This window comes from Pseudomonas brassicacearum (assembly GCF_003732175.1).
GTDB classification, from domain to species: domain Bacteria; phylum Pseudomonadota; class Gammaproteobacteria; order Pseudomonadales; family Pseudomonadaceae; genus Aquipseudomonas; species Aquipseudomonas brassicacearum_G.
The window spans coordinates 41,333-65,057 of the sequence record NZ_MOBI01000039.1 but is presented as its reverse complement, the minus strand read 5'-3'; the positions used below and the strand labels follow the sequence as shown (position 1 = coordinate 65,057).

Genomic DNA, 23,725 nt, shown 5'->3' with positions numbered 1-23,725 from the left:
CTCAGTAACCTAAAGGCGTGCCAACAGAGCCTTGGCGCGCGCGCAGACATTGTCGATGCTGAAGCCGTATTCGCGCAGCAGGATGTCGGCCGGTGCCGAGGCGCCGAAACGTTCCACCCCGAGCATGTCCCCCTGCGCGCCAATGTAGCGCTCCCAGCCTTGGCGCACCCCCAACTCGACCGCCAGCCGCGCGCCGACTGACGGCGGCAGTACCGCGTCGCGCTCGGTCTGCGGCAGGGCCTCAAACAGCTCCCAACTCGGCATTGAGACACAGCGCACGGCAATGCCTTCGCGTTCCAGGCGTTCACCTGCCGCCAAAATCAAGGCGACTTCCGAGCCGCTGGCGAGCAGGATCAGTTCGGGCTTGCTGTCCGCCGCATCGCTGAGTACATAGGCGCCGCGACGCAATCCATCGGCCGTGGCGTAGCGGTTGCGATCCAGGGTTGGCAACGCTTGCCGGGTCAAGACCAACAGCACAGGGCGGTCACGGGTGGTCACCGCAACCTGCCAGGCGACCACGGTTTCATTGGCGTCGGCGGGGCGGATCAGCACCAGGTTCGGGATGGCACGCAGGCTCGCCAGTTGTTCGACAGGCTGATGGGTAGGGCCGTCCTCGCCGAGCGCCAGGCTGTCGTGGGTGAACACATGCACTACGTGCAGGCCCATCAGCGCTGCGAGGCGTAGCGGTGGGCGCATGTAGTCGGAGAAGATCAAGAAGGTCGCGCCATAGGCAATGAAGCCGCCGTGTGCGGCAAGACCGTTGACGATGGCGCCCATCGCATGCTCGCGCACGCCGAAGTGCAGGTTGCGACCCGCACGGCTCCAGCCGCCAACGTCAGAGCCTTGCCGGTCCGTGCCCGTGGTGGGTGGCGGGTTGAAGTCACCGAGGCCCTTGAGCGCGGTTTTCGTCGAGGGGTCGAGGTCGGCAGAGCCTCCGCTCAGTGCCGGCAGCCGAGGCGCGATGGCATTGATCACCTTGGCGCTGGCGTCGCGTGTGGCCAGCCCCTTGCTATCGGCGGGAAAAACCGGAATGTCTGCATCCCAGCCCGACGGGAGTTCGTCGTTCAGGCGCTGCTCAAATTCGTGGGACAGCTCTGGAAAGGCCTTGGTGTAGGCGTCCATTCGCACCCGCCAGGCGGCCTCGTTCCGCGCCCCGTGTTCCACCGCCTTGCGAAAATGCGCTAACGCCGCGGCCGGTATCAGGAAGTCCGGCTCGGTCGGCCAGCCCAGCGTCTCTTTGGTCCTGCGCACGTCTTCCACCCCGAGGGGCGAGCCGTGGGCCTTGAAGGTGTCCTGCTCGGGTGAGCCGTAGCCAATATGCGTACGAACGAGAATTAACGACGGCCGCGTGCTTTGCGCCCGTGCCGCCTGCAGCGCGGCATTTATCGCCATGAGGTTGTTGCCGTCTGCCACCGACACCGTGTGCCAGCCGTAGGCCTCGAATCGCCGCGCACGATCCTCGGAAAAGGTCATGGCGGTGCCGGCGGCCAGAGTAACGGCATTGTCGTCATACAGGCAGGTGAGCTTGCCCAACCCGAGATGGCCGGCGAGCGAGGCGGCCTCGCTTGCCACGCCTTCCATCAGGTCGCCGTCGCTGACGAGGGCGTAGGTATGGTGGTCGACGACCGCATGACCGGGACGGTTGTAGCGCGCGGCCAGCTGCGCCTCGGCCATCGCCATGCCGACCGCGTTGGCCAGGCCCTGGCCAAGCGGTCCGGTAGTGGTTTCCACGCCGGGCGTGTGCCCGCGCTCGGGATGCCCTGGCGTCCTGCTGCCCCATTGGCGGAAGCGCTTGATCTCCTCCAGAGCAAGCTCGTAGCCACTGAGGTGCAGCAGACTGTAGAGCAGCGCCGAGCCGTGTCCGGCGGAGAGCACGAAGCGGTCGCGGTCGGGCCACTGCGGATTGTGCGGGTTGAACGTGAGCCAGCGCGTCCACAGTACATAGGCCATCGGCGCGGCACCGAGCGGCAAGCCGGGGTGGCCACTGTCGGCCTTTTGCACCATGTCCACCGAGAGGAAGCGCAGTGTATCGATGCATTGCTGGTCGAGTTTGCTGGTCATGGTGGTCTCCTGGTGAGCTAAAGGGGATTCAGCGTGTCAGCAGCCCCAGGCAACCAGTGCCTGCGCGGTTTGTTCATACTGCACGTGCTTTTCGACTCCGATACCACTTCATCAGCGGTCGCACCGATACACCGTGCAGCACAATGGACACAGCCACGGTCGCCAGTGTCAGAGTGATCAACTGCTGCGCCAAGGCACCGGTCACGCCGTTGTGCAGCGCAAACATCAGGTAGAAGATCGAACCAATACCGCGAATGCCGAACCAGATGAGCATACCGCGCTGGCGCAGAGGCATCGGCTCGCCAAACGTCCCTAGCGTGACGGCCAACCCCCGTAATAGAACGAACAACAGGGGTATGAACCACCACAGGGCGAGCCAGGGCTCCGTATACGACAGCATTGCACCGACCAGCAGGACTAACGCCAACTCGGCCAGGCTCTCCAACCGCCCGTTGAAGCTTTCCACTGCATGGCTCATGGCCTCGCTGGCATGGTGAGAATGGGTGGCCAGTTCGGCGCTGCTGTGACCACTCAGTCTGGGGGCCGTGCCCAGGGATGCCGTTCCGACACGCGGTTGTTCTTTCACGTGCTGCAGTGCAAGGCCAGTGGCAAATACCGCGAGAAAACCGGACGCCAGGCATAGCTGCGCAGCGCCATAGGCAACCGCCACCAAACCCAGTGAGAGAAACTCGTCCAGGCCCACCGCCAGGTGATAGCGCGTGCGCAAACGCACCACCAGCTTGCCGATCAATGTGCCCAGTAGCCCGCCAATGAGCAAACCGCCAAAGGTTGCCCAGAGCGCGTCCACCAACCACCAGCTCCAGCCATCGCCCTCCAGTTCAGGTAGTCCCAACAGACCAAGGCCGAGCATGACGAACGGAAAGGCCGTGCCGTCGTTCAGTCCCCCTTCGCCTGACAGGCTGAAGCGCAACCGCTCGGGATCGGCGCTGAGTTTGCTCTGCACCCCTGAAGCAAGCACAGGGTCGGTCGGTGCCAGGATACCGCCCAGCAGCACCGCGCCGCCCAGCGACAGTCCCAACCCCCAGACACCAACGATTGTGATGAGCCCGACAGTGATCGCCATGGAGATAAACGCCAACCGCAGAGGTAGCAACCAGCGCCGGTCGAACAAGGGGACGGCGCCCATTCTCAGCCCAACGGCAAACAGTGAAATCAGCAGTGCCACCTCAGCAGCCCATTGCAGAATATCTGCATGTCGGGCTGGATCCAGCCTGATGATCCCTAGTCCCGCCGGCCCAAGCGCGAAGCCAACAACCAGATAGACCATGGCGCTGCTCAGCAACAAGCGCGCGAGCAGCGTTCCAGCCAAGACCATGGTGATGAGCAGGATACCTATCAGTAGTGACCAAAGGGCTATGGACATGAGGTTTTACGCCTCAGGCTGTCCCGAGTATCAGCCCATTTGCCGTGCAAATGGGGGTGGATACGTTGCTCAACGTGGTTTCTGATCCGGTAATTTCGTTCGAACAGAATAAGAAGGATGACTCCTTCGCTCACTTTTTCAGGTCATTCTTGAGATCGCCTACGCCCGCTTGAACTTTCCCGACGTCTTTTTCAATCATCCCTTTTTCCTCCAGACGCTTATTGCCAACAGCCTTGCCGGTTGCTTCCTTGAGCGTACCTGTAGCTTCCTTGACTCTACCTTTGACTTGATCTTTGTTCATGAGAATCTCCAGTGGCTTTATTTAGGTAACAGACCTGCGCATTGGACACTCTGTCCAACGCGCACCTTAAGGAGAGTTATCCCAAAGAGGTCTGGGGTCTGTACGGCAACCCACATAAAGTATCGGGGAGAGTTTCAGTGCGACTGTTTAACGTAACGTACGACTCCGCCGGCATGAGCTATGCGGCCGATTTCAAGGTTAACCGTGTAGCGCAGGTCATATTCGACTCGAAGTGGCCTTCAATAAATTCGGCAAGCGCTTGTTTATCATCGGTGCGACACCTTTGCTCGCAATTCCGTTCAACAACACACTCACTGCGCATGCTCCGTCATACGCCGTTGACCTTGCAATGGATGGCGTCGACGGGAAACACGATTTGCTCGACGCGATGGGCGATGCCAATGGCGATCGAATCAGCGGCGGTAATCAGCTTTTCTTCGGCACTGAGGCATTTGAAGATATCGAGCTTTTTCCTGGCTTGTGTGGTTTCGCGCTCAAAGATATTGACGTAGCGCTCCAGATCGTTATTCAGGCTGGAGAGGTACTCGCGCAGGCGAGAATGGTCGACCGAGTTTTGACTGAAATACCAGGTCATTGGATGAATCAGGAAGCGTGAGTATGGCGCTGCGATTCGCTCGCTCGCGGCGAGGAACATGACGACGCCCATCGACTCGATGTTGCCCGCATTGAACGCAGAGATTGGCACAGGAAGGGATTTGAGAAAGGTGTAGAGGGTGAAGCCGAAGTTGGTACTGCCGCCGGTCGTCGACAAGTTAAGTAGCAATGATGAAGCGCCCTGGTCAATGGACTCCAGACAGCGGTCTCGAAAACGTTCGGTCGTTCCCTGGTCTATCTGACAATGGAAATGAACAATGTGCTGGCTCATTACGCAAGCTTTCCTGTGTGCCGTTGGTACGGAGCGCACCTCACAGTGCGCCCCATACCACTGATCAGCTATTGACCGCGGCCACCACCGGGCGTTGGTTGACCACCTTTTTTACTCACCTCGGGAGCCTTGTTGGGGGTTTTTCTCATAGCCTCATCGCTGGAGGCATGCCCGCCTTTTTTTTGGACGTCAGTTTTTTCACGATCTTTGGAGAGGTTTCCTGGGTTCGACTTGCCAATATTAGCCATGATTCTCTTCCTCAGTTCAGTCGCGGATGCAACAAAATGCCGCATCCACATAGAGTGAGAAACATGGAATGCGTCAAAGTTTATTAAGTATTTCAGTGCCTGACCGACGGTTGTAGGGGACGGGAGTATCGAGCCGAGCTGCAGGCAAAAAAAAGCCCCGCGACCGAATGAGGCGCGGGGCAAAAAATTTGGTTGGTTGCGGCCAACCAAAGGAGCTCTTGAAAAGGGGTTACCTGCTGGCGACTGTCTCGGGTTGCCAGCCACCGCCGAGGGCCTTGTAGATGGCGACGATGCCACGGTAAAGATCAACCTCGGCCTGTGCCTGGGAGTCCTCGGCGGCCAGGCGTTCGCGTTGCGCGTCGAGCAGCACGAGGAAATCCGCGGTGCCTTCACGGTAGCGAATTTGCGCCAGGTCAGCTGCGGCACGGCTCGATTCGCTTTGACGAATCAGCGATATCAGACGTTGCTGACGTTTACCGTAATCAGAGAAGGCGTTTTCCGACTCTTCCAGCGCTAACAACACTTGCTGCTCGTAGGTCGCCAGGGCGCCTTCGGCGTTAGCGTCCGCTGCCCGCAAACGAGCGCGTACGCTGCCCAGGTCGAAAGCGGCCCAGGTGATGCTTGGGCCGAGCGCCCAGGCGCTGGCTGCCGACGAACCGATTTGCGAACCACGCCCGGCGGTGAAGCCGAGGAAGCCGCTGAGGCTGACCCGTGGGAACAGATCGGCCTTGGCCACGCCGATTCGCGCGGTGGCGGCGGCCAGTTTGCGTTCGGCACTGCGGATATCCGGACGGCGTTGCAGCAGTTCACCCGGATCACCAATTGGCAGCGCCTTGGCAATCGCCGGCAAGTTAGCCGGGCTGAGGTCGACGGTCAGTTTGTCTGGCCGTTCGCCCAGCAGGGTGGCGATGCGGTTGCGTTGACGTACCTGCACCTCTTGCAGCTGCGGCACGCTGGCTTCGACGGAAGCGAGGCGGGCATCGGCGCGAACCACATCGAGTTGATCACCGACGCCGGCGTCACGCAGGCTCACGGTGATCTTGCTCGATTCTTGCTGGTTCTTCAGGTTGGCCAGCGCAATTTTTTCCCGCAGTTGCGCACCGCGCAGTTGGCCGTAGGCATCCACCAGTTCGGCGATCATGCTGACTTGCAGTTGGTGCAGATCGGCTTCGGCGACTTGCTGATCGGCATCAGCCGCTTCCAGGTTGCGTTGGATACGGCCGAACAGGTCGACTTCCCAGGCCATGTCCAGGCCCAGGTCATAGCGCTCGCTGTTGACGCGCTCGGTGGTCTGGCCGGGAATCTGGCCTTTGGCCAAATCGCTGCTGGCGCGGCTGGTGACGTTGGGTGTGGTCTGGGTGGCCGCGTCATCACGAAATGCACGAGATGCCTTCAAGCGGGCATACGCCACCCGCAGATCACGGTTGCCCTGCAACGACTGGGTCACCAACTGATTGAGGATCGGATCGTCGAACTGCTGCCACCAGACACCTTCGAAGCGTGCTCGGTCGAAGTTTTTCTGACCGTTTGCGCCGTCGGTGGCGGCCGTGATAGTGGCCGCCTCCGTTGCCGGGGTCTTGTAGTCCGGGCCAACGGCACAGGCACTCAGGGCCAGTACCAGCAAGCTCGGCAGGAAGGCTTTCAGGCTCATTGTTGCGCCTCCAGTTTCAGGGCCTTGGCCGCTTTGCGGGCGTCGCTGCGCTCCACAAAACGACGGATCAATACGTAGAACACCGGCGTCAGCAACAGACCGAAGAAGGTCACCCCGAGCATCCCGGAGAACACCGCCACACCCATGGCGTGACGCATTTCTGCACCCGCACCGCTGGAGAACACCAGAGGCACCACACCCATGATGAAGGCGAAGGAGGTCATCAGGATCGGCCGCAGACGCAGGCGGCAGGCTTCCAGTACCGCGCTGAGCGGGTCGAGGCCTTCCTCTTGCTTGTCCTTGGCGAACTCGACGATCAGGATCGCGTTCTTACAGGCCAGTCCCACCAGAACGATCAAGCCGATCTGGGTGAAGATGTTGTTGTCACCACCGGAGAGAATCACCCCGGTAATCGCCGACAGCAGGGTCATCGGGACGATCAGGATCACCGCCAGTGGCAGGCTCCAGCTCTCGTATTGCGCGGCCAGTACCAGGAACGCCAGCAGTACGCAGAGCGGGAACACGAACAGCGCGGTGTTACCGGACAGAATCTGCTGGTAGGTCAGGTCGGTCCACTCGTAGGTCATGCCGTTAGGCAGTTCGTCCTTGAGCAGTTTTTCGATGGCCTGTTGCGCTTGGCCAGAGCTGTAGCCAGGGGCGGCGGCACCGTTGATTTCAGCAGTGATAAAGCCGTTGTAGTGCATCACGCGGTCCGGACCCGAGGTGTCGCTGACCTTGATGAAGGTCGCCAGCGGGATCATCTCGCCTTTGTTGTTACGCACTTTCAGCTGGCCGATCTGATCCGGTTCGAGGCGGAACTGCTGCTCGGCCTGAACGTTGACCTGATAGGTGCGCCCGAAGCGGTTGAAGTCGTTGGCATACAACGAACCCAGGTAGATCTGCAGGGTGTCGAAGATGTCGCTGACGGCCACGCCGTGGGTCTTGGCTTTTTCACGGTCGATGGCGGCATCGACCTGTGGCACGTTCACGGTATAGCTGGTGAACAGCCCGGCCAGTTCCGGCACGCTGCGGCTCTTGGTGATGATGTTCATGGTTTCTTTGTACAGCTCGTCATACCCCAGGTTGCCCCGGTCTTCGATCTGCAGGCGGAAACCACCGATGGTGCCCAGGCCTTGTACCGGCGGCGGCGGGAAGATCGCCATGTAGGCTTCCTGAATCCCGGCGTACTGGCCGTTCAAGGCTCCGGCAATGGCACCGGCCGACTGGCTTGGGTCTTTGCGCTGGTCGAACGGTTTCAGGGTGACGAACACGATGCCGGCGTTAGGGCTGTTGGTGAACCCGTTGATCGACAGACCCGGGAAGGCCACCGCGCTTTCCACGCCAGGCTGTTTCAGGGCCAGGTCGGACATGCGCTTGATCACATCTTCGGTACGATCCAGGCTCGCCGCGTCCGGCAGTTGGGCGAACGCCACCAGATATTGCTTGTCCTGGCCCGGTACGAAACCGGTTGGCGTGCTGGAGAAACCGAGGAACGTCAGCGCCATCAGGCCGGCATACAGCAGCAGGGCGATGCCGCTGCTGCGGATCACACGACCTACGGTGCCGACATAACCATGGCTGGCACGATCAAAGAAACGGTTGAACGGACGGAACAACCAGCCACCAAAGATCCCGTCGAGGACCTTCGAGAAGCGGTCCTTGGGTGCGTCATGGCCTTTGAGCAACACGGCTGCCAACGCTGGCGACAGGGTCAGCGAGTTGAAGGCCGAGATCACCGTGGAGATCGCAATGGTCAACGCAAACTGTTTATAGAACTGCCCGGTCAAGCCGGAGATGAAGGCCGCCGGGATAAACACTGCACACAGCACCAGCGCGGTGGCGATGATCGGTCCGGTTACTTCACGCATGGCGCGTTTGGTCGCTTCGACCGGTGTCAGTCCGAGGCCGATGTTCCGTTCGACGTTTTCCACCACCACAATCGCATCGTCGACCACGATACCGATGGCCAATACCAATCCGAACAATGACAACGCGTTCAGCGAGAAGCCGAACAGGTGCATCACGGCGAACGTACCGATCAGCGATACCGGGACCGCCACCAACGGAATGATCGAGGCGCGCCAGGTTTGCAGGAACAGGATCACTACCAGCACCACCAGAATCAGTGCTTCGAACAGTGTGTGCACCACAGCCTCGATGGAGCCGCGAACGAAAATCGTCGGGTCATACACGATGCTGAAGTCCATGCCTTCGGGGAAGCTCTTCTTCAGCTCGGCCATTTTGGCGCGCACTTCGTTGGAGATCTCGATGGCGTTGGAACCCGGACGCTGGAAGATCGGGATCGCCACGGCCGGTTGGTTGTTCAGCAGGGAGCGCAAGGCGTACTGACTGGAGCCCAGTTCGACGCGAGCAATGTCTTTGAGGCGTGTGATTTCACCGTTTTCGCCGGAGCGAATAATAATGTTCTCGAACTCTTCCTCGGAGACCAGGCGACCTTGGGTGTTGACCGAGAGCTGGAACGCGGTGGCGTTCGGCGCAGGTGGCGCACCCAGGGCACCGGCGGCGACCTGGCGGTTCTGTTCGCGAATCGCGTTGACCACATCGGTTGCGGTCAGGTTGCGCGAAGCGGTCTTGTTCGGATCGAGCCAGACCCGCAGCGAGTAGTCACCCATACCGAACAGCTGCACGTCACCCACGCCGCCCAGTCGCGCCAGCTCATCCTTGATGTTGAGCAGGGCGTAGTTGGACAGGTAGAGCATGTCGTAGCGCTTGTCCGGCGAGGTCAAGTGCACAACCATGGTCAGGTCGGGCGAGGCCTTGTCCACCGTGATACCGATGCGGGTCACTTCGGCGGGCAGCTTGGGCTCGGAGCGGGTGACGCGGTTTTGCACCTGCACCTGAGCGTTGTCCAGGTCAGTGCCCAGCGCAAAGGTGATGGTCAGGGTGATCTTGCCGTCAGCAGTGGATTGCGAGGACATGTACAGCATGTTCTCGACGCCGGTGATGGCTTGCTCCAGCGGAGCGGCCACGGTTTCACCGATGACTTTAGGGTTGGCACCCGGGAAGTTGGCGCGGACCACCACGGTCGGTGGCACGACTTCCGGGTATTCGCTGATCGGTAGCTGGAACAGCGAGATGCTGCCGGCGATCAGGATCAGCAGCGAAAGCACCGCTGCGAAGATCGGCCGTGAAATGAAGAATTGGGAAAAATTCATCGGAGTTGTCGTCCCTTAACCGCGTGGAGTCGCAGCGGCGAGTTTCACAGCCGTACCCGGCGCAACCTTGGCAGGTGCGACTTGGGGCAGGTTGCTGGCTTCAAGCGCTTGGCGTTGTTGAGTGAGGGCCGCGAGGGTTTCCTGGCTGGCCATCGGGATCACTTCAGGTGTCACCGGCGAGCCCGGACGCACCCGTTGCAAACCCTTGACGATGATCGTGTCGTCCTTGTTCAGGCCGCTGCGCACAATGCGCAAACCTTCGATCTTCGGTCCCAGTTCGACGGCGCGATAAGCCGACTTGTTGTCGGCGTCCATCACCAGTACAAACTTTTTACCAAGGTCGGTTCCGACGGCTTCGTCGTTGATCAGCACAGCGGAATAGGTCCCGCTGCCCACCAGTTTCAGGCGAGCGTAGAGGCCGGGGGTGTATTCGCCCTTGCTGTTGTCAAACACGGCGCGACCACGGATGGTGCCGGTTTTCGGGTTGACCTGGTTGTCGACGAAATTCATCTGGCCCAGGTGTGGGTTGCCTTCTTCATTGGACAGGCCAAGGTAAACCGGAGTGGTTTGACCGCGTTGGCCCTGGCGGGCGAGCTGGGTGTATTTGAGGTACACACGCTCATCGGCGTCGAAGTAGGCGTAAATCTTGTCGGTGGAAACCACGCTGGTCAGCGCGGTGACATCGGCGGTGACCAGGTTGCCGGCGGTGATTTCGGCACGGCTGACGCGGCCGCTGATCGGTGCGGTGACGCGAGTGAAACTGAGGTTCAGTTTGGCCAGGTCCAGTTGCGCCTGGAGGGCGCCGACAGCGGCTCGGGCTTCTTGGGCGGCGCTGCTGCGCGAGTCGGCCAGTTCTGCGGAAATCGCGTTGCTGGTGCGCAGGCGCTCACCGCGTTGGGCTTCATTTTCGCTGCGGGTAGCATTGGCGCGGCCCTGGGCAACCAGGGCTTCAAGACGGCGGACCTCAGCCTGGAACGGGCGGGGGTCGATCTGAAACAGCAAATCGCCCTTTTTCACAAGGGCGCCTTCGGTGAATGCGACTTCGTCGATCTGGCCTGACACCCGAGGACGAATCTCGACGGTTTCCGGTGCTTCGAGGCGGCCGGTGAAATCGTCCCACTCGTTGACCGGTTGTTCCAGCACCTTGGCCACGCTGACTTTGGCCGCAGGCATGGCGGCAGCGGTGCCCGGGGTTTTGCCGCAGGCGCTCATCACCAGCAAGGCCAAAACGGCCAAGGGGAAGCGCAAATGTTTGAATGACTGTTCCATGGATGCATCCGCCAATGTATTGAGATGGGCGGATGATGCTCGGCGGGGCTGTATCGCACGAATCGAATGAGGCAAAGGTAACTATCATTCGGAATGATATAAGAGCGAAGTGAGCCCTCTAGCATGGGGCTTTCGTTAGGCAGCTATCAATGTGTCTGATGACAATTGAGTGTTGCGGGGAGTGCAAAGGTCGGGCTGAAAACCGAGTCGCGGTCATCGCGAGCAAGCTCGCTTCTTGCTGTGCCCGAACCCCCTGAGCCGTTACCAGCTTTCGGCCTTTTTGGTGATCGACCTGCGCTTCGTCAATCTGGACAATAGTAGTACCCGAAAGTACAAAGAGTCGGTTGAAAATATCAAATATTTTATAATTTTTTGATCGGGAAAATAGTAACTATTATATTTTTTTGTTTTGTAACTGAAATGTCACGGGCATTGCTAAAGTGTGCCAGTCGTTAGAGTGTGGTCGCACAAGAAAAACGCATTGACACCCTAAAATTTACACGCGTACTATTCGGCCGTAGTTAACTTCGGCTACAGGAAAGCACTAGGGTCAGGGAATGACTAATTTGTCGCAATGGCGCACGTTCGGTCTGTATGCTCCATGTCCCCTGATAATGCATCCTGCCTCATCCTGGTCAGTGTTTTCAATCCCCCGCTTGCGGGCACCGACCGTCACTCGATAAATAAACAGAGTGCCTCATCTTATTGAATAGTTAACTTCCAGCTCAGTACATTCGCAACCTGAAAGCTTACCTGGAGCTTCCCGGGATGATGCGTTTTGGTTGTTGCGTGTTGGTAAAGTTTATTCGAATCAATGATGAAGTTGCCAACGTTAGAAAGCGCCCGATTTTGATGTTTGACGCACCGATATGGGCGGACTTACAGGTTCGTTGTATGACGGGTCTTTATTTGCGGAATTGATGATATGAAGTTGTTTAGACCGTTGCTTCAGCGGCCTGTGGCGTTGCTATGGGGAGGGTTGGCGCTATCCTCGATCGGCGACGAATTGTTCGCGATCGCTGTCGCCTGGATGGCGGTGCAGATCGCCGACACCGATGCGAGTTGGCTTAGTGCGTTGCGCGGCGGGGCCGCGTTGGTGGGCGCGTTGCTGGGAGGGATCTGGGCCGAGCGCTGGGACCATCGGCGCACGATGATCGGGGCCGACCTTGCGCGGGCCGGGCTCGCGCTGATTCCGATGCTGGCCTGGGCGTTGGGCATCATGAGCCTGTGGATGCTGGCGGTGCCGGTCATGCTCATGATGATCGTCAACTCTTTGTTCGAACCGGCCTTGCGCGCCAGCCTGCCGCGCATTGTCGTGGCGCCGGACCAGTTGCAGGCCGTCAACGCGCTGTTCGACGCGATCATCCGGGTGGCCCGGGTGATCGGGCCGATGCTGGCCGCGGCCATTACACTGCTGATTCCGCTTGAACATCTGTTTACCCTCAATAGCCTGACTTTCCTGATCTCGGCCTGGGCGGTGATGAAGTTGAGCAAGGCATTGCCTCGTCAACCGGTCAAGGTGACGAGCCGGCGTGCCGCCTTCACCGCCGGTTGGCGCAGCCTGGTCGGTCGTCGGCAGATGCAGGCGGTGTATGTGTGTGCGGGGTTGGGCAACGTCGCCTGGAGCCTGGGCATTTCCATCGGCATGGCGCTGGCCGTGGTCAAGTACGACATCCAGGGTTTCGGCGTACAGGGCTTTGCCGCCTACGGCCTGATCATGGGCGCCTATGGTTGCGGCAACCTGATCTCTATTTTTGTCGTCGGCAACCTGCATATCCGACGCTTGTACGGTGGTTTTACCCTCGGCTCCGTGGTCAACGGCCTGGGCATCGCGACCATCGGTGCGGCGGTGATGTACCTGCCAGCGGAGTACGTCCTGGTCGGGATGATGTTCGGCGCAGGCCTGGCCGCGCTCGGCGGGCCGCTGATCGACATCTCGTTCATTCTGCTGATTCAAACCACGTTCAGGCAGAGCGAGATCGCCGGGCTGGCAAGGTTACGCTATGCCGCGCTGGGTGCCTCCATTCTCATTGCCGGGGCCTGCGGCGCGGCACTTTATGCCCGGTTCGAAACCGGTATGGTCATCGTCGGTAGCGGGATTTTTGAAGTCATCGTCGGTGCGATTGTGTTGCTCGTTCCCAAGGACAATGAAGCGCTCTACGCGAACACGGACGAAGCGCCTCTGTTGGATGGCAATGAGGTCACCCGATGAGAGCTTTTCATGAGCATGTGAAAGACCACGCCGAACGTACGCCACACTGAGTCATTAATGCCCGGGCATTGGACTGCTTGGGCGCTTTACATCGCGTTTTCGCCTTACCGAGTCAGGGCTCGCAATGCGGCTCGATTGAGGCAACCGGGGCGTACGCAGTAACAGACTGATTTCCTCTGCGCTGACCGCTCTGCTGAAAACGTGGCCCTGAATTTCATCGCAGCCGTTTTCATGCAGGAAGGTTTGCTGCTCTTGGGTTTCGACACCTTCGGCAATGACCCTGAGGTTCAGTGTGTGCCCCAACGAAATCACTGCAGTGGCGATGGCTTTGTCGTTCTCGTTGTCGGGCAGATCGCGCACGAAAGACTGATCGATCTTGAGTCTCGCAATCGGGAAGCTTTTCAATGCTGCAAGGCTGGAGTAGCCGGTGCCGAAGTCGTCGATCGAGAGACTGATCCCCATTGATTGCAGTTCTTTCATTTTGTTGATGGCTTGCTGAAGGTCTTGCATGATCAGACTTTCGGTCAGCTCCAGCTCAAGGTACATCGGGTCCAGTCCGGTTTCTTTCAAGGCATGCCTCACTCGGTCGATCAGGTCCCTTTCGATGAACTGGCGTGCTGAAATATTCACCGACATGGTGATCGGCGGCCAGCCCGCATCCTGCCAGTCCTTGTTCTGTCTGCATGCGGTATGAATCACCCAGTCGCCGATGGGCACGATCAACCCGGTCTCTTCGGCCTGCGGAATGAATTTGATTGGAGACACCATGCCGAGCTCGGGGTGCTGCCAGCGGATCAGTGCTTCTACGCCGATAATCTGACCTGACTGCAAATCCACCTGTGGCTGGTACAGCAGCAGGAACTCGTCATGGTTGAGTGCATTTCGAAGCCCGTCTTGCATGGCGAGCTTGCCCTGAACCTTGTTATTCATCTCGCTCGTATAGAACTGGTAACTGTTGCGACCCAGTTCCTTGGCCCGGTACATGGCGGCGTCCGCGTTGCTGAGTAACGTGTCGGTATCGCTGCCATCGGCAGGGTAGGTGGCCAACCCCATGCTGCAGGTGACGTGGAGTGTATGTCCGCTTAGTTGAATCGGCCGCAGGATGGCTTCCTGGATTTTGTGCAGGGCAGGGGTAACGCCGTCGAGGTCTGAGGGCTGGTCGAACAGGATAATCACAAACTCGTCGCCACCCAGTCGCACGACGGTGTCGGTGCGGCGTACACACTCCAGCATGCGCTGGGCGACGGTTTTCAGCAATTCGTCTCCAGCACTGTGCCCAAGGCTGTCATTCACCAGTTTGAATTTGTCCAGATCGAGAAACGCCACCGTCACCTGGCGGTTGTAGCGCTGAGCATAAAGTATTGCCTGCTTGAGGCGGTCTTCGAGCAGTGTGCGATTCGGCAGCCCGGTCAGTGCGTCATGGTCGCCCATATAGCGAATGCGCTGTTCGGTGAGTTGGCGTTCTATTGCAATGCCGGCAAGAGGTGTCGCCATGTCGATCAGTCGCGTCTCGGTCACGCCAGGGCTGCGTACAGTGTTGGAATACAAGGCAAACGTACCCAATACCTTTCGCTCATGGGACAGGATCGGCGTTGACCAGCAGGCGCGAAATCCATAGGGCGCAGCAACTGAACGGTAATCCTCCCACAGCGGATCCAGCTCGATATCCGTGACGATGACCGGTTCTCGTCGATACACCGCGGTGCCGCATGAACCGACGTTCGGACCGATCGCAATCCCGTCAATGAGCTGGTTATAGGCTTTCGGCAAACTGGGCGCAGCCCCGTGCAGCAGGTGCTTGCCATCCTCATCCAGCACCAGGATGGAAACCATCATCCCCTGCAGTTGGGACTCGACCAGGTGAGCCAGGCTGTCGAGGACTTCTGCAAGCTCGGTACTCCTGGCGATCAGCTCCAGGACATGACCTTGTCCGGCACGGATGATGGCTTCTTGCTCCAATCGGCGGTTTTGCACGGCGAGCCGCTCTGTGGCGATACTCAATTGAACCGTTTTTTTTTCCAGCTGAAGTCGGTCTTTGAGGAATTGATTCACCGCGCGAGCCATGTTGGCGATCTCGTCCTTCCCATGTTCCGCCATCATCAAATGCGTTTTGTCAGTGTATTCCTGACGCAATTGCCGGCTTATTGCATTCAGGCGCACGAGCACATGACGGCCCATGAAGACCCGGGTCACAAACCAGGCGAACACCAGGCTGGCGCCCAACATGATCAGCACCCATTGCTGGCTACGGTTTGAGGCCTCCACCAGGCGCTGTACGGCTTCGCGATAGTCTTCGGTGTAAGCACTGGATTGCGCACGGGCCAACGCGACCAGAACCCCGGCCTCATTCTTCAGCTCCTCATTGAACCGCTGTATGACGTTGTGCTGATTGATGAGCTTCAGGCGCAGGGAGAAGAGCTTGGGCATCTCCACATCAGCGTCGGGTAACTTGCCTGTGGTGCGTGACAGGCGCTCATACCGGATCCGCAGGCGTTGCACGGCATCACTATCAACAGCCTGCGGCAGATCGAAAAGTAACACCGCCAGTTCCAGGCTGGCCCGGGTCTGGGTCGCGGTTAACCGGGCGGTGTGATCCTCCAGGGTTTGTTCGAAGGTGACCTCGGTTTGCAGCAGGCTTTCTCGCAATTGCGCAACGATGTTAGCGGTATTGCGGAACATCTGACTCGACTGATACATGTCGAGTATCGCCACGCCACTGTTCGCGGCAGTCAGTTGCTGCACCAGCTGATCAAGGGCTTCAAGCTGTTCGACGGTCGCCGCATAGCTTGAACGCAGGGTGTCGGGGGAGCGGGTTGTCAGAAGCTGATCAGTCTGGCGTTCGATCAGCAAGGTACGATGCAGCATGTCTTGCCCATTTTGCATGCGGACCAGTCGTTCATCCGTCAGCTGGCGGGTGGCGCTGTTTGACGTGCGCAACGCGTAGACCGCAGTTGCACCACCCGCCAGGATCAGCAGCGCCAGCGTCAGAAATGCCAGTGTGAACTGTGCGCGTAGCGATTGTGGCAATAGCTGGCGTCCGAGCCGGGAAATAACGTCCAATGTCAGGGGTTCCATTGGTGGCGATAGATGTCTCGATAACCATTGTCAGGGTCGTACTGGAATTTCTTCCCACCGTCGAAGGCGATATTGTCGGCATTGACCAGGTGAATCGGCGCTACGAAGCCGCTCACCGGCTGACCTGCAAATAGCCGGTTCAACTCATCCATCACTTGCCAGCCATGCAGGTTTAGCGGCTCGGCCACGGTGACGGTCTGGTAGGTTTTTGCCTGTATACGCAAGAAAGCCGAAGCGCTGCCATCACCGGCAGACAACAGACTGATGCCGTCACTGGGTATTGCGGCGTTGGTCAATGAGGCAATCGAGTAGTCGAAATAGATATCGTTGATGGCCAGCGTGTGGGTCCAGCGCTTGCCATAACGCTGAAGCAGCTCGTTGGTGATCGCCGGCATTTTCTCGCCACTTTCGGAGATCGCGACATCGCGCACTTCCAGCAATGTACATTCCCGACAGGCCCGAATGACGTTTTCCATGGCGTTGGCTTTCGCCATGGCGATGCTGTATTTGGAGTCGGTCAGGATGACCACGCCGGCGTGTCCGTTTGACTGTGCCACTGCCGCCATGGCCGTGAGGCGAGCCACTTCGAGCGGGTCGGTCGTGACGTTCATGGCCACCGGCGTGCCGTCAATCGGCCCGGGGCGTGCCCCGGCGTGCCAGCCGACCACCGGCACATCCTTGTTGGCGAAGAGGATCAGCGCCGCATTGTTCTCAAGGGCATCGGAGCCGCACAGAATGAGGCCGTCGGGTTTCGCTGCCAGGGCATCGGAAAAGGCCTTCGCGCGCCCGGCCGATGATCCAGCGCCATCGAATATTTTCAGCGTCCAGCCCATCGCCTTGGCTGCCTCGCGAGCGCCCTGCGCGACACCGACAATTCCTCCGTTACGCAAATCTTCTGCGACAAGGGCGATGCTCTTGCCCCGCAGGGCTTGCGGGCCGGTTTCAGGGCCGCTCCAGCGAACGGCTTCGAGGGTGGCCCTGGAAACGATTTCCTGCGCTTGAATTACCGTAACCGTGGCGTTTTCGACACCCGCTGCAACTGGCAGGTTCTGGCCGTATCCGGGCGTTGGCGTGAAAAGACAGAAAACCGCAATTGAAGCCATCCAGGGTAACCAAGGCCTGATCAGACAGGTTCGATCACCGCATGTGATGCCGGGTCTGGAGCCGATGGCACGATCATAGTCTGGCATGGTGTCCCTTTTTGCCAAGAGTGCAGCGTTCACTATCCGAAAGGATAGTCGGTTCTGCTGTCATCAGGTCTTTTGTGGGTAAAGCCCGTGAACTTTAGTCCTGAACACCGATGGAAAAGCGGTTCTCCTTGCCATGAACGGATTTTGACGGACGGAGGTAGACTTTAAACGGCCGCTTAATCCCAAGATACAGGGCCTGCAAGACCATTCGGCGCGCCTTATGACAGGCTGTCCGGATCCCCGTAAATTACCAGCAACAATACGTCAACCTGACTCATAGCCAACCGGTGGGCGACTGGACCCTGGGCGCCAATCTAGGCTTCTTCAATGGGAGGGAAGACGGCAGCGCCCTGGCCGGCGATCTTGACAACAAAACCGTTTCCGCGCTGCTTTCGGTCAAGTACAAAGGCAACACTTTCTATGTAGGCCTTCAAAAACTCATCGGGTAGGTTTAGGGATACCGCCAGCAGATTTATCAATTAATGCGTTGCAGGTTGGCGGTGGCGGCGAGTCGATAAAAAAATCACGCCGTCAGTTTACCTGCGCGGCCTCGTCAAACTTCAACCGGGCCGCTTCAACCTCAGGCAATTTGTCGAGCGTCCATTTATGCAATTCGCGAAATGGCTGCTGAAGTGTCCGACCAAGTTGGGTGATCTCATACTGCACCGCCACGGGCGAGAACGAAATGACCTGGCGCGAGACGAGACCATTTCGTTCCAGCCGCCTCAGGCACTGTGTAAGTGCTTTCTGAGTGACGCCCTCCAGGCGACGCCTGATGGCGTTAAAACGATGCGGCCCGTCATCAAGCACCGCCAGAACCATCATTGACCACTTATCTGCGATTTGGTCGAACAGCGCCCGGCTTGGGCACTCTGACGAAAAACATTGCGGCTTTAATTCCAGCATCGAAGTTTCCTCATGTATACCTAGGCGACTCTAGGTGCCTAATTGACATTTGGTTTACAAAATATACTTATATGGCTTCCAAAAGCAAATGGAGTCCATCCAATGTCAAACCCTGATACCAGCATTTTATTTCGTCCTTTTTCCATCCGGTCGCTTGAACTGAAAAACCGGATTGTCATGTCGCCGATGACGAGGCAATTTTCGCCGGAGGGCATTCCCGGGGAAGGGAGCGCTACATACTACCGGCGGCGGGCTGAGGGGCGGGTCGGATTGATTTTGTCAGAAGGGACCGTCATCGATCGTCCCGCTTCACGTAATGGTTCCAGCATCCCTTTTTTCCACGGTGAAGCAGCGCTAGCTGGATGGAAGAACGTGATCGATTCTGTTCACAATGCTGGTGGCCGCATGGGGCCGCAACTCTGGCACACCGGTGCAGTGCGTGACGTCAGCGGCTGGGAGCCTGATGCGCCGGTTGAAAGCCCATCTGGCCTCGATTCGCCAAACGACCCTCGCGGTGTGGCGATGAGCGAAGAGGATATTGCAGACACAGTTGCTGCATACGCCAAGGCAGCGGCGGATGCCAAACGCCTGGGTTTCGACACCGTTGAGATCCATGGGGCTCATGGTTATTTGATCGATCAGTTCTTCTGGGCGGGTACCAATCAGCGCACCGATCGTTACGGCGGACCGACGATCAAAGAGCGCTCGCGCTTTGCCGCTGAGATCGTGTCTGCCGTTCGTCATGCGGTTGGCCCCGAATTCCCTATCATCATGCGCGTTAGCCAGTGGAAGCAGCAGGACTTTGGGGTGCGCCTCGCCGAGACCCCTGCATTAATGGAAGACTGGCTGCTGCCGTTGGTCGAGGCGGGTGTTGATGTTCTGCATTGCTCGCAGCGACGCTTCTGGGACCCTGAGTTTCCCGAAATTGATGGTGAGAACGGACTGAACTGCGCGGGCTGGGCGAAAAAAGTCACTGGAGCCACAACCATTAGCGTCGGTTCGGTTGGGCTGGATAACGATGTTACTAATGCCTTCGCCGGCAAGGGATCAACCCCTGCGAGTCTGGATCGGCTTGTCGAGCGCATGGAGCGCGAAGAGTTTGATCTGATCGCGGTAGGGCGTGTTCTGCTAAGTGACAAGGATTGGGTAGCCAAAGTGGAGAATGGCGATTACGCAGATCTGAAGGGCTTCAATCCGGCATCTTTAGCCGAATTGGTTTGAGCCTTATTACAGAGTATGGAAAGTGTGATGCCACAAAGGTTTTAGTCTGAAGAAATCAGAGGTCTCGCCTCGGATTTTGCGAGGTTGAATCGTAATCTGTTGTTGAGTGGCCCTGACTGTTTCAATAACCGAACAAGTTAAGGCCACTCAACACCCGCGCAAACAGGATTGCGTTGCCGTGTGGCCCGGGCATTTACGCGCAGGCTACACAGTGTCGCCAGGTAATGTAGCGTTAGATTCTTCATGGCGCAGGAATCCACCGATTGAGCAGCAAGGCTGCGGCGAAAAATGCATCTGCAACCAGGCTAGCGGAGCAGGCAAGTCCAGAGTAGGGGAGACGCATTGCTTAACTCTTATTCATTTCAGGACTAAGCATAATAAAATATATTCCTTGATCGTATTACCGGTCATGCTACATTGCCCTTACCGGACCACCGGATATGTTCAATCCAATTTTATGGTACGACTATGTCCGGCGCCCGAATCTTCCAAATCAGCTTTGAGGCTCTGTCGTATGACGGAACTCAAGTAGCGATTTCTCACTCCGGCAATATCCGCATTAGTCCTTGTGCCTCCATTGCCGTTCCATTCGTTACCGGCAAACCTCTCCCTTGTCAGGCCAACAGCGAAGCCTGCAGTGCAATCAGCGAAGGCTTGGCGTTTCTTCTCTACGCCATGTGAATCATCGTTGTTGGGCACTTCCATACCGTTAGCCTAGCCAATCATCTTCAGGTAATACCCGGTCCCATGGGGTTGCAGCTTGAAGCGTGAGTGGGCGTCTGTTCCAAGCAAGATCTATCGCGACTTACAACAATGCCAAACTATTTGGATGAAGCTCATCGAGCTGAAATTGTTAAGCTGAGCACTACATTAACCAGCCAAACTGAATGGCCCACCTGGCTTTTGTTGGTCGGCTTCTATCTGGCCTGGGGTTTTATAGTTTTTTATGGGGACGCATTCGGTGAAGTATTCACCATTGTCCTGTTGGTTCCACTGGTCGTGCTCTGGATGTCGATTCAGCATGAGCTTATCCACGGTCATCCAACGCGTTGGCCTGGCATAAATAAAGCCTTGGGATTTCTGCCGTTCGCCGTTTGGTATCCCTACGACATTTATAGGGACACCCATTTGGCGCATCACAACGACGCGATGCTGACGGTGCCTGGTCAAGATCCAGAAAGTCGTTATGTCACCGGTGCTTTTTGGTTGCGCTCGCCTCGTTATATTAGAACGTTGTTGTGGGTAAATAAGACGTTGGGTGGTCGCTTGCTTATGGGGGCGCCATTGGCGGTGATAGCCCTTGTGGGTAGCGAGATCAGAGGGCTATTTCACACCGGGCGAATCGCTTGGCGGATGTGGGCGACTCATATAGTAAGTGTTGGCGTAGTGCTGGCCCTGGTTGAACAATACAGCGCCATCAGTGCCGTACAGTACATATTTTTAGTTTCGCTACCGGCTTTGTCCATTGCAATGATCAGGTCGTTTTACGAACATCGGCCGTCAACGCTTCCAGAACACCGCACGGTTATCAATGAATCGTCTGGGCTTTTGAGTTGGCTCTTTCTTAACCTCAATCTTCACTTGGTTCATCATGACCTTCCCGGTTTGCCCTGGTTTTACTTGCCCCAGGTGTATAGAACCAGGCGTAAACAATGGACTGCGCGAAACAATGGCTATGTCATTCATGGCTACTTCCAGTTATTGCAGAGACATATGGTCAGTCCCGTGGATTGTCCTCGCCATCCTGCCGAGCAATAAAAAATATGAAAGCTAATCTGGGCGTCGGAAAATGATACGTTTTGAAGCCATCAAGAAAACTCATAAAGGTAGCCCGCGAATGGCCGTGAGCGATTTAACGCTTCACGTCCGGGAGGGTGAGATCTGTGTATTTGTCGGGCCAAGTGGGTGTGGCAAAACGACCATTTTGCGAATGATCAATAGGCTGGATACCCAGGACAGTGGTCGCATCTGTGTAAATGGGGTCGCAAGCGATGAGCTTGACGTCGTTACGCTACGCCGCGGCATTGGTTTCATGATGCAGAGCGCAGCCTTATTTCCTCACCAAACGGTTGCAGAAAATATTGGCGCAGTACCGCGGCTCTTGGGCTGGAGCAAGCATAAAATCCGCCAGCGCGTGAACGAGCTAATTTCCCTGGTTGGACTTCAGCCGGAATTCCTTGACCGGTACCCTAACCAGTTGTCGGGCGGGCAGCAAAGTCGTGTCGCTCTGGCGAGGGCATTGGCCTCGGCCCCACCGGTTGTATTGATGGACGAACCCTTTGCCGCGCTTGATCCGGTGATACGCGAGCGACTGCAGGATGAACTGGTTGCGCTTCAGAGACGTTTGCATAAAACCATTATCCTGGTGACCCACGATATGGAGGAGGCCATCAAGATTGGTGACCGGATTGCCATCTTCGAGGGTGAAGGGAAACTTGTTCAGTTCGATACACCTCACAATATCCTTGCCCATCCTGCCAGCGAGTTTGTGAAGAATTTCATCGGCAAAGATCCACTATTAAAAAGACTTTCGCTGATGAAGGTTTCTGATCTTCCAGCGGATGAAGTCAATTGCGAATTCAAGCTCCTGCTGGATGATAAGTCCAATCCGTTGAAATGGGTCAGTGAATCGGATGTGCCGGTTCCCGAGCTTACAACGGTGTCGAACAATGACTCGTTGCATCATGCACTGGTTAAAATTTTAACGGCGCCGATTGGTGTGGTTGTTCGAGTTGACGAAGAGGGCAGATACGAAGGTTGCCTCTCGATTGCCAGCCTTCACAGCGCACTCAATGAGCGCCGCTTCGGAAGTGCACAATGATTGACTGGTCCTGGATCATTGAAAACTGGCAGCAGATCGGCCAGTTGTTATTTGATCATGTTCAGTTGGTTACCTTAGGCCTGTGCATAGGGCTGCTGTTAGCGGGTGCAATGGTGCTCTTGACGTTGTGGAGGCCAGGATTGGCGCGCCCCATGATTTATGCCAGCGGACTATTTTTTACCATTCCGTCCCTGGCACTGTTTATTTTGATAATGCCTTTTACCGGCTTGTCCAAGACGACGGCGGTGATTGGTTTGAGTCTGTACTCCTTGCTTATTGTTTTACAGAACAGCTTGGCGGGGCTTGCGAGTAACCCTCCGGACGTGCTGGAGGAAGCCCGTGCGCTAGGGTATACGCGCATGCAGAGATTTTTTGGGGTTGAACTTCCACTGGCGTTGCCTTCGTTATTGGCCGGACTGCGAACGACCTCGGTTACCTTGGTCGGGCTGGTGACTGTTACCGCGTTAATTGGTCAAGGTGGGTTGGGACAACTCTTCATTACCGGGTTGGCGCAAAGTTTTACTACGCCTGTGGCGGTCAGCTTGGTTCTGACGGTGATGTTGGCGTTATGTTTTGATTTTCTGTTTTATTCAATAGATAAGTGGCTGGTCCCTTGGGTGTGCTAATGAATATGATCGCAGGTGTCTACCTTTGGTTTTCGCTTCCTGAAAACTGGTTGGGTGAAAACGGGATACTGAGTCGGCTGGCGGAGCATATTTATTATGTGTCGTTGAGTCTTGCTATTGCTTGTGCGATAGCGTTGCCTTTCGGCGTACTCATGGCTAACTACCGCAAAGGCGCGCAGGTGGCGATAGGGGTATTCAATATTGGGCGAGCATTGCCTTCGCTCGGTATTGTGATACTTGCAATCATGGTCATTGGCTATGAAACCAGCACGGTGATTATCGCATTAGTCACCATGAGCATACCGCCGATATTAACTAACACCTATGTCGGAATCGATCAGGTGGATTCGTCTCTGAAACATGCTGCCAAATCGATGGGGATGCGCAGAGGGCAAATGTTTATTCAGCTCGAATTACCCTTGGCTTTTCCGCTGATCTTTTCTGGATTCCGATCAGCCCTCGTGCAACTCATTGCAACAGCCACCATCGCCGCGTATGCAGGGTTCGGCGGGCTGGGCAGGTTTCTCATTGACGGGCTTGGTCGAAATGATACGCCGCAAATTATTGGCGGCGCACTGATGGTTTCAGCACTTGCGATTGTCAGCGAGTGGGTGTGCTCGATGATAGAAACATTCATGGCTCGAAAATGGCGGGCGGGGGATGTTGAACTGAGCGCTACATGATCAGGGGCATTTGAA

At 57.3% G+C, this 23,725-nt stretch carries 18 protein-coding genes and 1 pseudogene; 8 read left to right on the top strand and 11 right to left on the bottom strand.

Going from position 1 to position 23,725, the window contains the following annotated elements; genetic code table 11:
- Positions 1-9: 9 nt before the first annotated feature.
- From tkt to mexE, 8 genes are all read right to left on the bottom strand, one after another.
- Positions 10-2,061, bottom strand: coding sequence for a transketolase (gene tkt, locus BK658_RS28715; protein WP_123585256.1), 2,052 nt, complete (start codon positions 2,059-2,061; stop codon positions 10-12).
- 73 nt (positions 2,062-2,134) lie between these two features.
- A complete protein-coding gene (locus BK658_RS28710; protein WP_123585255.1) occupies positions 2,135-3,445 on the bottom strand; it encodes a cation:proton antiporter in 1,311 nt (436 codons plus the stop codon).
- Positions 3,446-3,575: 130 nt separating this feature from the next.
- On the bottom strand, positions 3,576-3,746 hold the full coding sequence (locus tag BK658_RS28705) for a CsbD family protein (RefSeq protein WP_123585254.1): 171 nt from the start codon (positions 3,744-3,746) through the stop codon (positions 3,576-3,578).
- A gap of 328 nt (positions 3,747-4,074) precedes the next feature.
- Positions 4,075-4,632 carry an ATP-dependent Clp protease proteolytic subunit gene (locus BK658_RS28700; RefSeq protein ID WP_123585253.1) on the bottom strand — a complete coding sequence of 186 codons (558 nt, stop codon included), beginning with the start codon at positions 4,630-4,632 and terminating at the stop codon, positions 4,075-4,077.
- 68 nt (positions 4,633-4,700) lie between these two features.
- Positions 4,701-4,880 (bottom strand): general stress protein, encoded by a 180-nt coding sequence (locus tag BK658_RS28695; protein WP_123585252.1) that lies wholly within the window; start codon positions 4,878-4,880, stop codon positions 4,701-4,703.
- Between the two features lie 229 nt (positions 4,881-5,109).
- Positions 5,110-6,531 (bottom strand): efflux transporter outer membrane subunit, encoded by a 1,422-nt coding sequence (locus BK658_RS28690; RefSeq protein WP_123585251.1) that lies wholly within the window; start codon positions 6,529-6,531, stop codon positions 5,110-5,112.
- Positions 6,528-9,707: an efflux RND transporter permease subunit gene (locus BK658_RS28685; RefSeq protein WP_123585250.1), complete on the bottom strand. Its 3,180-nt coding sequence runs from the start codon at positions 9,705-9,707 to the stop codon at positions 6,528-6,530. The genes BK658_RS28690 and BK658_RS28685 overlap by 4 nt, the downstream gene beginning before the upstream one ends.
- Before the next feature lie 15 nt (positions 9,708-9,722).
- Positions 9,723-10,976, bottom strand: coding sequence for a multidrug efflux RND transporter periplasmic adaptor subunit MexE (gene mexE / locus BK658_RS28680; protein WP_123585249.1), 1,254 nt, complete (start codon positions 10,974-10,976; stop codon positions 9,723-9,725).
- Between the two features lie 925 nt (positions 10,977-11,901).
- Between mexE and BK658_RS28675 the strand changes: the two genes are divergently transcribed.
- On the top strand, positions 11,902-13,188 hold the full coding sequence (locus tag BK658_RS28675) for an MFS transporter (RefSeq protein ID WP_123585248.1): 1,287 nt from the start codon (positions 11,902-11,904) through the stop codon (positions 13,186-13,188).
- Positions 13,189-13,242: 54 nt separating this feature from the next.
- Here BK658_RS28675 and BK658_RS28670 read toward each other — a convergent pair whose 3' ends face one another.
- Together BK658_RS28670 and BK658_RS28665 are read right to left on the bottom strand one after the other, a co-directional pair.
- A complete protein-coding gene (locus tag BK658_RS28670; RefSeq protein ID WP_123585247.1) occupies positions 13,243-16,263 on the bottom strand; it encodes an EAL domain-containing protein in 3,021 nt (1,006 codons plus the stop codon).
- Entirely contained in the window at positions 16,251-17,366 is a 1,116-nt protein-coding gene (locus BK658_RS28665) for a substrate-binding domain-containing protein (RefSeq protein ID WP_259740160.1), read from the bottom strand. The genes BK658_RS28670 and BK658_RS28665 overlap by 13 nt, the downstream gene beginning before the upstream one ends.
- A 335-nt stretch (positions 17,367-17,701) precedes the next feature.
- Between BK658_RS28665 and BK658_RS28660 the strand changes: the two are divergent.
- A pseudogene (locus BK658_RS28660) lies at positions 17,702-17,899 on the top strand (OprD family outer membrane porin); the annotation flags it as partial.
- Positions 17,900-17,984: 85 nt separating this feature from the next.
- Here the strand turns inward: BK658_RS28660 and BK658_RS28655 are convergent.
- The gene (locus BK658_RS28655) at positions 17,985-18,359 is read right to left on the bottom strand and encodes a winged helix-turn-helix transcriptional regulator (protein ID WP_123585245.1); all 375 of its coding nucleotides are present in this window, start codon (positions 18,357-18,359) and stop codon (positions 17,985-17,987) included.
- Positions 18,360-18,461: 102 nt separating this feature from the next.
- On the opposite strand from BK658_RS28655, the gene BK658_RS28650 reads away from it, so the two are divergent.
- From BK658_RS28650 to BK658_RS28630, 6 genes are all read left to right on the top strand, one after another.
- Positions 18,462-19,580: an NADH:flavin oxidoreductase gene (locus BK658_RS28650; protein WP_123585244.1), complete on the top strand. Its 1,119-nt coding sequence runs from the start codon at positions 18,462-18,464 to the stop codon at positions 19,578-19,580.
- Between the two features lie 468 nt (positions 19,581-20,048).
- Entirely contained in the window at positions 20,049-20,261 is a 213-nt protein-coding gene (locus BK658_RS29870; RefSeq protein ID WP_148049745.1) for a hypothetical protein, read from the top strand.
- A gap of 132 nt (positions 20,262-20,393) precedes the next feature.
- Positions 20,394-21,338, top strand: a complete 945-nt coding sequence (locus tag BK658_RS28645; RefSeq protein ID WP_123585243.1) for a fatty acid desaturase — start codon at positions 20,394-20,396, stop codon at positions 21,336-21,338.
- Positions 21,339-21,369: 31 nt separating this feature from the next.
- Positions 21,370-22,401: an ABC transporter ATP-binding protein gene (locus BK658_RS28640; RefSeq protein ID WP_123585242.1), complete on the top strand. Its 1,032-nt coding sequence runs from the start codon at positions 21,370-21,372 to the stop codon at positions 22,399-22,401.
- Entirely contained in the window at positions 22,398-23,027 is a 630-nt protein-coding gene (locus tag BK658_RS28635) for an ABC transporter permease (protein ID WP_123585241.1), read from the top strand. The genes BK658_RS28640 and BK658_RS28635 overlap by 4 nt, the downstream gene beginning before the upstream one ends.
- The gene (locus BK658_RS28630) at positions 23,027-23,710 is read left to right on the top strand and encodes an ABC transporter permease (RefSeq protein WP_123585240.1); all 684 of its coding nucleotides are present in this window, start codon (positions 23,027-23,029) and stop codon (positions 23,708-23,710) included. Before BK658_RS28635 ends, BK658_RS28630 begins: the two co-directional genes overlap by 1 nt.
- Positions 23,711-23,725 lie beyond the last annotated feature (15 nt).